This window comes from Microcoleus sp. Pol12A5, from assembly GCF_036701435.1.
Taxonomy (GTDB): Bacteria; Cyanobacteriota; Cyanobacteriia; order Cyanobacteriales; family Microcoleaceae; genus Microcoleus.
On sequence record NZ_JAUBQU010000071.1, the window covers coordinates 22,202 to 35,106 of the forward strand.

General features: G+C 45.4%; 7 protein-coding genes. 4 read left to right on the forward strand and 3 right to left on the reverse strand.

Going from position 1 to position 12,905, the window contains the following annotated elements:
* On the reverse strand, nt 1-1,163 hold a 1,163-nt coding region (locus tag QUA45_RS18555; protein WP_333221792.1), incomplete at its 3' end, for a glycoside hydrolase family 15 protein.
* Between the two features lie 111 nt (nt 1,164-1,274).
* Between QUA45_RS18555 and QUA45_RS18560 the strand changes: the two genes are divergently transcribed.
* The 4 genes from QUA45_RS18560 to QUA45_RS18575 all read left to right on the forward strand — a co-directional run bounded on the left by QUA45_RS18560 (nt 1,275) and on the right by QUA45_RS18575 (nt 7,532).
* Nucleotides 1,275-1,412 carry a hypothetical protein gene (locus tag QUA45_RS18560; protein ID WP_190657693.1) on the forward strand — a complete coding sequence of 46 codons (138 nt, stop codon included), beginning with the start codon at nt 1,275-1,277 and terminating at the stop codon, nt 1,410-1,412.
* 207 nt (nt 1,413-1,619) lie between these two features.
* Nucleotides 1,620-2,351 carry a WecB/TagA/CpsF family glycosyltransferase gene (locus tag QUA45_RS18565; protein WP_333097113.1) on the forward strand — a complete coding sequence of 244 codons (732 nt, stop codon included), beginning with the start codon at nt 1,620-1,622 and terminating at the stop codon, nt 2,349-2,351.
* A gap of 292 nt (nt 2,352-2,643) precedes the next feature.
* Nucleotides 2,644-4,362 carry an AAA-like domain-containing protein gene (locus tag QUA45_RS18570; RefSeq protein WP_333221793.1) on the forward strand — a complete coding sequence of 573 codons (1,719 nt, stop codon included), beginning with the start codon at nt 2,644-2,646 and terminating at the stop codon, nt 4,360-4,362.
* Entirely contained in the window at nt 4,362-7,532 is a 3,171-nt protein-coding gene (locus QUA45_RS18575; protein WP_333221794.1) for a WD40 domain-containing protein, read from the forward strand. Before QUA45_RS18570 ends, QUA45_RS18575 begins: the two co-directional genes overlap by 1 nt.
* 31 nt (nt 7,533-7,563) lie before the next feature.
* Here QUA45_RS18575 and QUA45_RS18580 read toward each other — a convergent pair whose 3' ends face one another.
* On the reverse strand, nt 7,564-9,732 hold the full coding sequence (locus QUA45_RS18580) for a caspase family protein (RefSeq protein WP_333221795.1): 2,169 nt from the start codon (nt 9,730-9,732) through the stop codon (nt 7,564-7,566).
* Between the two features lie 88 nt (nt 9,733-9,820).
* A partial coding sequence (locus QUA45_RS18585; RefSeq protein ID WP_333221796.1) for a WD40 repeat domain-containing protein occupies nt 9,821-12,905 on the reverse strand: 3,085 nt, incomplete at its 5' end.

Sequence of the window (12,905 nt, forward strand, 5' to 3'; positions counted from 1 at the left end):
AGCTTTTCTGCTTCTATATTTTCGGCGGGGACGTAGTACAATTCTGGTAGTAGTGGCACACCAGAGCGATCGACTGCCAGAGATTCCAAACGCTGCTGGTACTCCTGCACTTGGGCTTGATTTCCCTGAAATAGGCCGTCCAAGAATAAATAAGTGAAAAATAGCGGCCACTCGCATTCAATGTGCTCGAACTGCCTTAATTCTGTGGGTTCGTAGTGCAGGCGATCGGCATCTTCCAACACTGTTTGGTGTCCGTCGCGCAGAAACCGCTTGCAGCCGTATTTTCCTTGCAATTTGTCAATAATTTTATTTCGAGTCCGTTCTATTAATTCTCGATCTTCCACAGCAAAAGCCGGAAAACTAATCACACTCAATAAAGCGGCATCTACTTCTTTTGAACTAGATTCGCGAGGCAAAAGCGATTCCAAAGTTATGCGACTTCTGGCAATTTCGTCGGGCAAAACGTGAATAACCGACGCTTGAGAACCTTGAATACCGAACAAATCTAACCCATTTATTGCTTCCAGGGCTGCTTTGGCCATGCCAACTGAACTGGCGTTCAATTCTGCATTACCGCGATTGATTTTATGACCTCTTTCCCAAATTCCGTAATCCGGCGTGCGGTAGGCTCTACCGATGTAGTAAACTAAATTTTGCACGAAATTGACTTCATCTATTGTAAAAATTACGTGCAGGCCGGAAGCCGTCATTTGAGCAAGAATTAATAAGAATATAGATGTAGCGTCTAACTGTAAATGTCCCCACTTGTCATCACCGACAACAATACCTCCAGTTTGAGTATTGTATTTAGCGTGCAGGGCATCTAGCGGCGACTGAGTATTTTTAAAACGTTCTACTTTGCTCGATTGCTGCATCATCGCAAACAGCAAGCCGCGCATCAGTTTGACTGTGCTGTGTTCGAGTTCAAATGTCCTGCCCTGATCTCCATCAATTTTGCGGTAAGCTAAACCCAAACCCCAAACTGCGAGAATGCTGTACACATTGTCGCGCACCCAAGCATCGGTGTAGTCGCCGTGGGCGTTAACGGCGGTACTCGCCGGCAGCAAACCAGTAATAGGATTTTGGCGCTTGAGGATGATGTTTTTGATTTGCTGGTAGTAATAATCCAACCTGCTTTGCCGCTGGGTTTTTGCGATCGCCATTTCGTTTTCCTTCTTTTTCCTGATGCGAGTAGATTTGCGGTGAATAGACTTTTAAATATATCAGATATTAGATCGTTTCTCAAGTTATCCAAACACAAAAAGATAATTGCCATGTCTACCAAAAACCACAATAACAACAGCGTTCCTTTCGTGAAAGTTGTATACTCTACAGTGAAAATTAATGGTAAAATTGAGCTAGTACCGATGGAATGGTACGCAGACGGCTCTGTCAAAAAAATCGAACACTAATGCTCGATCGCACTTGGCTGGCAAACTCTAATGAACTTGCGCGACCCGTCGCTTACAAAAAAACCGGTTTCTGGGCCACCGAACGATGACTTAACAGACTGTTGGTGGCACAAACCGGCTTTTTTGCGACCAAGACTGGTCTAGCGTCGATCGCCAATCTAAGCTAATTTAAATAACTAGGTGTGTAGGAATTTCAAAGAAAAAAATATGGATGGATCGCGCCCGCAATTTTCAGTGCTGGGACTACCAGTTCACATATTAGATGATTATGCAGGTTGGCTGATGGAGCGCCTGCATCAAGGGTTAGGAAGTCACGTCGTGACGCTGAATGCTGAAATGGCCATGCAAGCCGAGCAAAATCAGGCCTTAGCGGATGTAATCTGCAAAGCGGAACTGGTGATTCCCGACGGTTCGGGAGTGGTGCTGTACTTGCGGCTGCGTGGCAAACCGGCACAGCGCTATCCGGGGATTGAATTAGCAGAATCGCTGCTGCAACAAGCCGGAAAATTGCCTGATTCGGAACCACTATTTTTCTTTGGAGGTTCCCCAGGAGTGGCGGCTGCTGCGGCCAAAAATTGGCAGCAAAAAGTTAACGGATTGTCAATTGCTTCTCAACACGGTTATCTTTCCCCAGATGAAGAGAAAGACTTCCGTGAAAGCCTCAAAAAAATGCAGCCCAAACTAATTTTTGTAGGATTGGGAGTGCCGCGCCAAGAATTTTGGATTGCCGAACACCGACACCTTTGCCCTAATTCGATTTGGGTGGGAGTAGGCGGCAGTTTTGATATTTGGGCGGGAACAAAAGACCGCGCGCCGGCTTGGTTTTGCGACAATCATTTAGAATGGTTGTACCGACTTTATCAAGAACCTTGGCGCTGGCGCAGGATGTTAGCTTTGCCACAGTTTGCATTGAAAGCTTTGGGAGATTTTCGAGGGTAAAAGTTCCCACTACAATCGGGTTTACGGGAGTTATGGCTGATATTGCCGATCGCGCGTGAACCCGCCGCTACAATAATTGTGGTTAATTTACCTGACAGGATACAGTATATTCCCGTAGAGCTGCTAAACTTAATCTAGTAAGTAGATCGGCATGAAAAAACAATAATATCTTGTATGGGCGATCGCGAGCCAATATCTATAAAAGCCCGCAGCAAAGCCTTGTCCTCTTCACTAGATCTTCTTGGGGTCCAAAGGGAGTAATAGCGAATCACCTTTAGTCAAAGTCCCATTTATGAGTAGTTCCTCAAGAAAGAAAAAAACCATCTTGTTTTTAGCAGCGAACCCTAAGAACTCTACGGTTTTGCGTTTAGGTGAAGAGGTTAAGGAAATTGCCGATGGGTTGCAACGCTCTAAAAAGCGTGAAAAATTTCAACTTGAGCAACAGTGGGCGGTAACGCCACGAGATATGCAGCGAGCTGTACTTGATTATAAACCAGAGATTGTCCATTTTTCCGGCCATGGTGTGGGAGAGGAGGGTTTAGCTCTAGAGGATGAGACGGGACAGATTAAACTGGTAAATGCAAAAGCTTTAGCACGTTTGTTCGAGCTGTTTATGGATCGGGTAGAATGCGTGGTACTCAACGCCTGCTATTCGGACGTACAAGCGGCTGCGATCGCACATCATATTCCCTATGTTATTGGTATGAAGCAAGCGGTAGGAGATAATGCTGCGAGGGAATTCGCCATAGGATTTTATGATGCGCTGGCAGCCGGAGAATCTATCGAGTTTGCTTATAAGTCAGGTTGCGTCAGCATCACAATGGCCGGCATTCCAGAAGAACTCACGCCGGTTTTAAAGAAGAAGCCAGAAAATTCAGACCAGGAGACAGCAGAACAAGAGATCGTTCCTGCTATTGACAATATACTTGAGGAGTCTTCCTCTGCGTTAGCAAATGCGCGCTCGCTCCCCTCACCACCTGTTCCTCTCCTCAATTTAGATAACCCAGAAGGTTCTGTTAGTTTAGATTCACCCCTATATATCGCTCGTCCTCCCATTGAATCGGAATGCTACCAAACTATTGCCAAACCAGGAGCTTTGATCCGAATTAAATCACCCCGTAAAATGGGTAAAACTTCTTTATTACAGCGCATTTTACACCATTCAAGAGAACAGGGACATCAAACTGCCTATTTAAACTTTCAATCTGCTGATGGTAATTTTCTTGGTAATCTCGATCATTTGTTGCAATGGTTTTGTGGTGAGATTACCAATGAATTAAATTTAGAAGACCGAGTAATAGACTACTGGAAACAAGGCATGGGTAGCAAACAAAAATGCGGCAACTATTTTCAGCGCTACCTGTTAGCAACAATTACCACACCATTAACTTTAGGATTAGATGAAGTCGATCGAATTTTTCCTTATCCCCAAGTAGCGCAGGAATTCTTTGGTTTACTGCGGGCGTGGCACGAAAAAGGAAAAAACGAACCAGCTTGGAAAAAACTGCGTTTAGTAATTTCCCATTCCAAAGAAGTTTATATTCCCTTGAATATCAACCAGTCGCCTTTTAATGTAGGTTTACCAATTGATTTACCAGAATTTAACTATCAAGAAATTGTTGAGTTAGTACAAAAACATCAACTGAATTGGTCCGATCGCAAAATAGAACAATTGATTGAAATGGTAGATGGGCATCCTTACCTGTTAAGAAAAGCCCTTTATGAAATTGCTCGCGGTTATTTAACCTTAGAGGAATTTTTACAGACTGCGCCTACTGAAGAAGGAATTTACGGCGATCATTTACGCTATCATTTAATTAATCTCACTGCCGATCCAAATTTGGAAGCAGCAATGAAACAAGTAATTGCTAGTTCGGTTCCGGTACGATTAGAAGCCAATCTAGCGTTTAAACTTCGCAGTAGGGGTTTAGTGAAGCTGCTAGGTAATGATGTGATTCCTCTGTCCAATCTCTGCCGCCTTTATTTTAAAGATCGATTGGGAGTTCATTAATGAATGACAAACCTGATTTAGATTACGAATATCAAGTAGGTGGTAGCCTACCTGTAGATGCACCAACTTATGTTAGGAGACAAGCTGACCAAGATTTTTATGACGGATTAAAAGCCGGAGAATTTTGTTACGTTCTCAACTCGCGACAGATGGGTAAATCTAGCTTGCGCGTGCAAACAATGGCTAGATTGCAGCACGAAGGATTTGCCTGTGCTGCCGTTGATATTACAGCAATTGGTACTGCAAATATTACTCCTAAAGAGTGGTATTTTGGAATTATTGACTCGCTAGTTAATAGTTTGGAACTCTACAATAAGTTCGATTCATATGAATGGTGGACGAGTCACGAACTGGTGTCTCCAATCCAACGTTTCAGCAAGTTTATCGGAGAGGAATTGCTGAATTGGATTGAAAAAAGTATCGTTATTTTTGTTGATGAGATTGACAGTTTATTGGCTTTGCCATTTAATATTGATGATTTTTTTGCAGTGATTCGTGATTGTTTTAACCAGCGTGCAGACAAGCCTGAATATAACCGTTTAACCTTTGCTTTAATTGGGGTCGCCACGCCTTCCGATTTGATAAGCAATCAGCTTCGCACCCCGTTTAATATTGGTAGTGCCATTGAGTTAACTGGTTTTCAATTAGCAGAAGCACAACCTTTAGCAGTAGGACTAGGAACTCAAGCAGAAAATTCTCAAGCAGTGTTAGAAGCGATATTATCTTGGACTGGGGGGCAGCCATTTTTAACGCAAAAAGTTTGTAAATTACTCCGGCTTTATCAAGATTCAGAGTCTATCGAAAACTCTCCCGATAGGGTAAAGAATTTAGTCAAAAAAAAGGTGATTGAGAATTGGGAAGGACAGGATGAGCCTGAGCATTTAAAGACGATTAGAGACCGCATTTTAAGCAGCAAACAACGTGCAAGTAGGTTGCTGGGAATATATCAGCAAATTCTTCAACAAAATGAGATAGGGGCTGATGATACTGCCGAACAAATGGAACTCCGTTTAACAGGTTTGGTAGTTCAGCAATCTGGTAAACTTAAAGTTTATAACCGAATTTATCAATCTGTTTTTACTGCTGATTGGGTAGAAAAACAATTAGCAAATCTCCGCCCCTACAGCGAAACTTTTAAAGCTTGGCAAGATTCTGATTGCCAAGATGAATCGCGACTGTTGCGGGGTCAGGCATTGCAAGAGGCTCAAACTTGGGCGGCAGGCAAAAGCTTGAGCGATTTAGATTATCATTTTTTAAATGCCAGTCGGGAATTACAACAACGGGAAGTTGAACGAGATTTAGAAGCTCAGAGACAAGCTAATCAAATTTTGACTGAAGCGAATCAGACCCTAACCAAGGCACAGCAAAAGGCACGAAAAATTACAATTGGAACTTCAGTTTTTGCTATAGTGGCTTTGGTTGTGGCAGGTGGGGCAACTTTTTTGGCCGGGAAGCAAGTCACTCAAGCTAATAATTTATCAAACACTATCCAGGAAAGTGCTTTTTCCAATCAATCATTTATTTCTGGACAGACATTTCAAGCACTGCTGGAAGCATTGAAAGCCGGAACAACATTAAAAAAACTAGATGCTTCAGCCGACACGACAAAAGACATCCAAGTACAAGTGATGGGTGCGCTGCAACAAGCAGTTTCCGAAGTAAAAGAGCGCAATAGTTTGGAAGGGTATAGCAGTTCGGTCTTTAGCGTCGCCTTTAGTCGAGATGGCAAGACCTTGGCTTCTGCTAGCGGTGACAACACCATCAAATTGTGGAACCTGCAAACCGAAAAACCCATCGCTACCCTCACTGGACATAGCAATCCGGTTAGTAGCGTCGCCATAAGTCCAGATGGCACAACATTGGCTTCTGCTAGCGATGACCACACCATCAAACTGTGGAACCCGCAAACCGGAAAACCCATCGCTACCCTCACTGGGCATAGCAATCCGGTTATTAGCGTCGCCATAAGTCCAGATGGCAAAACATTGGCTTCTGGTAGCGCTGACAAGACCATCAAGCTGTGGAACTTGCAAACTCAAAAACCGATCAAAACCCTCACCGAACATAGCAGTACGGTCAATGGCGTCGCCTTTAGTCCAGATGGCTTGACCTTAGCTTCTGCTGGCGCTGACAAGACCATCAAACTCTGGAACTTGCAAACTCAAAAGCCTCTGGCCACCCTCACTGGGCATCGCAGTTTTGTCAACAGCGTCGCCTTTAGTCCCGATGGCTTGACCTTAGCTTCTGCTGGCGCTGACAAGACTATCAAACTCTGGAACCTGCAAACTCAAAAGCCTCTGGCCACCCTCATTGGGCATCGCAGTTTTGTCAACAGCGTCGCATGGAGTCCAGATGGCTTGACCTTAGCTTCTGCTGGCGCTGACAAGACTATCAAACTCTGGAACCTGCAAACCAAAGAAGCCATTGCCACTCTCACCGGGCATAGCAGTTTTGTCAATAGCGTCGCATGGAGTCCCGATGGCTTGACCTTGGCTTCTGCTAGCAGTGACAACACCATCAAACTGTGGAACCTGCAAACCCAAAAAAACATCAAAACCCTCACCGGGCATAGCTATTCGGTCAATAGCGTTGCCTTTAGTCCCGATGGCTTGACATTGGCTTCTGTTAGCGATGACAAGACCATCAAACTCTGGAACCTGCAAACTCAACAACCCATCAAAACCCTGACCGGGCATAGCGATCGGGTCAATAGCGTTGCCTTTAGTCCCGATGGCTTGACATTGGCTTCTGCTAGCGCTGACAACACCATCAAACTATGGAACCTGCAAACCCAAAAAGAGATCCCGACCCTCACCGGGCATAGCAATTCGGTTAATAGCGTCGCATGGAGTCCCGATCGCAAGATATTGGCTTCTGCAAGCCATGACAACACCATCAAACTGTGGAACCTGCAAACCCAAAAACCGATCGCCACCCTCACCGGGCATAGCGATGCAGTCAGAAGTCTCGCCTTTAGTCCAGATGGCAAAACCTTGGCTTCTGCAAGCGCCGACAAGACCATCAGACTATGGACTTGGGATTTTGATAAACTGATGGCATTAGGCTGCGAGTCAATAAGTGATTATCTCAAAAACAACCCGAAAGTGACAGCAGAGGATAAACAGATGTGTTCTGATTACCTCAACCAAAAGTCCATCAAAAACGACTAGGCAAAAACAGCCAGCCAGCAAGATGCGCGCACTACATTTTTTTCACCACCACTTCCACCTTTTCCGTCGTCCATTCTTCACTCGCATCAGTCACCACCCTAATATTGCGCTGCGGGTTATCTTCATCCACCACTGCTGACAATAATTGTTCCAACGCATTCTTCGGTTTTTGATTCCCAAATCCTTTCCGAGATTGATCTAAGGATGGCAATTCTAAGAATTGAAAATTTGTTGCATCCACAGTCGCAAATACTTTAATGACATCTACTCCTTCCTGATAATTTTTGGGTAATTCCATGTCTAAGCGCTTTTCTCTGGATTGTCCACGATCTACAACTTCGTAATGCGCACCTTCAGGATAGAATTTGACAATACTCAAATCCGCCTGAAGTATCAAGGCAGAAATATTTAAAGTGCGATTGGATTCATTGTGAATTCGCACGACAACTCGTTCGCCTACTTGCAATACAGGAACATTACCATCAGCATTCAAAACTACCTGTTCGCGTTTTACTGATTTAATCAATTCCACCTTAAGTTTGCCATTTAACGACGAAGCAAAAGCATCCTCATTATCCAGATCCAAAATAGTTTCATATCTGGCAACATGGATTAAGCGATCGATTAGCTTTGTGGTAGCTTCACTTTCATCAACTTTTATCGGAAACAGGAGATTTTTGATAGGTTCTTTCTGAGCATCCAAAATCCAATATTCCCCTTCAGAATTCAGGGAAACAAAATAATCCACCTTCTCATCTTTTTCATATTCCGAATAGAATTCTATCCAGCGATGGCCTTCAACTTGCTCTTTTTTTGCTTTGAGGATATCTGGCAGCATTGCCACATTTACACCAGAAATTTGCGGTAACGGGTCAGGCAGAATAACCCGAACTTTGCGAATTTGTTTCAACGCTGGACTCAAATAGACAGCAGGGGAACCAATTTCAATCATTCCTTCTATTAATTTAGGAGTGAGTTCTCTGGTTGTAAATTCGTTGTGTAGCTTCGTTACTTCTGCCCAACAGTCGGATGCTCCCACCTCTACAACTTTAACCGTAGCAATTCGCTGTTCGCTGTCCTCAAAATTCCACGTCCCGAATCGAAAAATATCGAATTCTGCCCCTTTTTTAAGGCCGCTAGCTTCACCCATTTGCAATTGGACTCGGTTTTTGGTAATATCTACCTTCATCACTGGCACAGTGCGGGTAGTGCGCGTAACAGGTACACTACGGAGAAGGGATGCGCCAGGAGTGAAGGAGATAGATTGACCGACCAAAAAAGTGCGATTTGTCTCGCCAATCAACATCGGTGTTTGTCGGTCAAAGTCATTGTGAACTAAATTAGAAATGAGATCGTACAAGTCTTTAACAGGAATCTCTGTCCCCCGGTATTCTCGCAAAGCTTTCAATAAAAAATAAGTTAAAGCGCCGTTGCGTTCCGTCCCTTCAAAAATCTTTTCAATAGCCAATTCATTATCTCGGCAAGCTGCTATTAAGGTATAACCTTTCGGTTCTGGTAACAAACCATTGACGACGGTAATATTGCGGCTATATTCTGTTGAAGCTTGCCAATTTTGTGCTAGTTCCTGAAGTGGTGCAACTAAACTATCTGTATGTCGGGAAGTGGTGTCAATAAAACCGCCACTGCGTATACTCCAGTCATCTGTTTCCATTTCTCTGGTTGCGCCACCGGAATGACAGCTATCAAGTACCAGAGTTACAACTAACTCTTTTTCCACCATTTCTTCGAGAAGTTTTGCAAATTCCAAATCGCGCAAATAGCGTGAGTTTGGTTGACCGATATCGCAGGGAACTAAGGCTTCATCTAAACCCATAGAACCCTTGAGGCTTTCAAAAATTGTTTTCGCCCGTCCGCCGTGACCGGAGTAGTGAATATATACTCGGTCTTGAGGTTTGGCTTTGGCGGTTACTTCTTTGAATTTGGCGACGATATTTTCATAAGTTGGTAGGAGTTCCGGGGGTTCTTGGGGTTGGTTGGGATTGTCGGAAGCAGTGGCGGTGAGTTTAATAATTCGATCGGGTGTGAGATTGAAGGTGTCTTTTAAATAGGTTTCGACGTTGTTAATATCTCGCACGCATCCCCGCAAGTTTTTGTAGTAGTTACCTTCTGGTAAACGATGGGGGAAGTAGAAATTGATGCCGATGAGGAGGGCGTAGAAGTTGGGGGTTTGGTTAGTCATGGTTGTTGGTGGGTAAGGGTTTGGGAAAAGTTTGATATTTATATTGGAGTGAGGTTGGGTTTTTTATGCAGTTTTCAATCTAAAATTGTCAAAGCTTTTTGCATAAATCTTGTTTGATTTCCAGGGGATCTCCGTCATAAGGATTAGGTATGAGGTAATTGTCTATGAAATTGCATCCTTCCTTGACTAAATAACCAAAATCTAACCGCCACAGTTTCACTGTCTTGTCACTACTGGCAGTGGCCAGCAGCTTGCCATCGGGGCTGAAACTGACAGCCCTAACCGAGGCTGTATGCCCGCTGAGGGTTTTAATTTCTTTGCCGGTGGAGGTATCCCACAGTTTCACTGTCTTGTCCTGACTGCCAGTAGCCAGCAGCTTGCCATCGGGGCTGAAACTGACAGCCCAAACCCATGCTGTATGCCCGCTGAGGGTTTTGATTTCATTGCCGGTGGAGGTATCCCACAGTTTCACTGTCTTATCCCAACTGCCAGTAGCCAGCAGCTTGCCATCGGGGCTGAAACCGACAGCCCAAACCAACTCTGTATGCCCGCTGAGGGTTTTAATTTGCTTGCCGGTGGAGGTATCCCACAGTTTTACTGTCTTGTCACTACTGCCAGTAGCCAGCAGCTTGCCATCGGGGCTGAAACTGACAGCCCTAACCCTTTCTGTATGCCCGCTGAGGGTTTTAATTTGCTTGCCGGTGGAGGTATCCCACAGTTTCACGGTGTTCTCACGACTGGCAGTAGCCAGCAGCTTGCCATTGGGGCTGAAACTGACAGCCCTAACCCAGTCTGTATGCCCGCTGAGGGTTTTGATTTCCTTGCCGGTGGAGGTATCCCAAAGTTTCACTGTCTTGTCACTAATGCCAGTAGCCAGCAGCTTGCCATTGGGGCTGAAACTGACACCATTAACTCCCTCTGTATGCCCGCTGAGGGTTTTAATTTCTTTGCCGGTGGAGGTATCCCACAGTTTCACTGTCTTGTCACTACTGCCAGTAGCCAGCAGCTTGCCGTCGGGGCTGAAACTGACAACATTAACCCAGTCTGTATGCCCGGTGAGGGTTTTGATTTCCTTGCCGGTGGAGGTATCCCACAGTTTCACTGTCTTATCCCAACTGCCAGTCGCCAGCAGCTTGCCATCGGGGCTGAAACTGACAGCATTAACCAAGTCTGTATGCCCGCTGAGGGTCTTAATTTGCTTGCCGGTGCTGGTATCCCACAGTTTCACTGTCTTGTCACTACTGGCAGCGGCCAGCAGCTTGCCATTGGGGCTGAAACTGAAATCATTAACTCCGTCTTTATGTCCGCTGAGGGTGTTAATTTGCTTGCCGGTGGAGGTATCCCACAGTTTCACCGTGTTCTCACTATTGCCAGTGGCCAGCAACTTGCCATTGGGGCTGAAACTGACAAGATAAACCGAGGCTGTATGCCCGCTGAGGGTGTTAATTTGCTTGCCGGTGGTGCTATCCCACAGTTTCACTGTCTTGTCATCACTGGCAGTGGCCAGCAGCTTGCCATTGGGGCTGAAACTGACAGCCACAACCGAGTCTGTATGCCCGCTGAGGGTGTTAATTTGCTTGCCGGTGGAGGTATCCCACAGTTTCACGGTGTGGTCACTACTGGCAGTGGCCAGCAGTGTGCCATTGGGGCTGAAACTGACACGATTAACCGAGTTCGCGTGTCCCCCTAAAGTGTTTGGTGCTGCCACATTAGAAACTGTATTTAATAATGACAATTCTACGTAGGTCTGGGTATTAGCATCTACCCAAGGTGTACGTCGCATTTGCACCACCGCTTTTAAACTTGTTTTGAGAGCTTTCGTCCCATCTAAATTTAAAAGCCCGTCGGAATATTGAGCTAGAGAATTAATTTGATTGATAGCAGCACGCCACCAACCAACACCAGCTAGTCCTGCTAAAGCCAAAGCTATCATCGAAAAGCCACTTAGCCCGATAATTTGCAGTCGCCGTCCGCGTTCCTGTTGCTGTTTCTCCCTATCCCGTTCTTTGGCGCTAACCTGAATAAAATCTCGCTCCTCCTGGGTCATTTCATCGGCACGTTGACGCAACCAATCTTCCGCCACAGTCAACGGCGCACCCCGCAACATTGCCCCAGAGTCATGGTTGTTATTTTTCCACTCGCGTAACGCCACCTTCAGCCGTTCTTGCCAAGTCCGAAACTGACGGTTAGCATTCATCCACTCGCGCAAAGTTCCCCATTCCCGAATCAGCGCTTCATGCACTACCTCTACTGTATCTTCCGTTTCTTGCCGCCCCGTAACTACCAAACGCGCTGGATATCCCGCTAAATAACTGACCAAATTCCAGTTATCTTCCCCTACTTCTGCACGGCTAGCAACACGCCTGGTGTCTTCTGTTCCTTCCCCCGGACGCACTAATTGCACAAAGATACGTTGTGCCTGTTTTTTCTCGGTTTCGCTCAGTTGTTGGTACACTTGTTCGGCATGATTGGCAATGGCTTTTTTTACCCCGCCAATTTCTTCATAAGCTTGGTGAGTTAACTCTCGGTTTTGCTGCTTTTCCCACAAACGAGTTAGGGCAAATTCTAACAATGGCAGATTCCCCGGTTCTGACCCCACATCATCGAGAATGCGCTGGGTTAATTGTGCCTCTAATTGTACTTCCAACTTTTGGGCAGGTAATTCAATCGCTTGTTGTAATTCCTCCCGTTTCATGGAACTGAGTAACTGGGGTGTAAATTCCTGCAAGGCATCCCGCAACGGACGATAAGAAAGTATATAGCCGTAAAAATCAGCCCGTAAAGTTAAAACCAATGTAAGATTTTCTTTGGCGATCGCCGTTAGCAACTCATCTGCAAAACGTTCCTGTTCTTCCTGCACCTGACAAAGGGTGTACAGTTCCTCAAATTGGTCTGCAACTAACAATAACCGTTTACCTGGGCTGCGCTCTAAAATGCGAGATACCACCTGCTGCACGGTGATTCTACCTTGCTGCATATCGCTTGCCAATCCCGCCGCTTCCCGCAATTGTTGAGTTTCACCGGCTGCTGGTTCTAATTGCCGCACCAAGGCAAAAGCTAACTGCACAAAGGGTTCTTTGCCCGGACGGAAAGATTCAATTAACCAGTTTCCCTCTTTTCGCAATTTGGGAATTAATCCCGCATACACCACAGAAGATTTACCGCTGCCGCTT

Coding starts and splice junctions, on each gene's coding strand:
- QUA45_RS18560 (WP_190657693.1), top strand. CDS start 1,275: ATGTCTACCAAAAACCACAATAACAACAGCGTTCCTTTCGTGAAAGTT.
- QUA45_RS18565 (WP_333097113.1), top strand. CDS start 1,620: ATGGATGGATCGCGCCCGCAATTTTCAGTGCTGGGACTACCAGTTCAC.
- QUA45_RS18570 (WP_333221793.1), top strand. CDS start 2,644: ATGAGTAGTTCCTCAAGAAAGAAAAAAACCATCTTGTTTTTAGCAGCG.
- QUA45_RS18575 (WP_333221794.1), top strand. CDS start 4,362: ATGAATGACAAACCTGATTTAGATTACGAATATCAAGTAGGTGGTAGC.
- QUA45_RS18580 (WP_333221795.1), bottom strand. CDS start 9,732: ATGACTAACCAAACCCCCAACTTCTACGCCCTCCTCATCGGCATCAAT.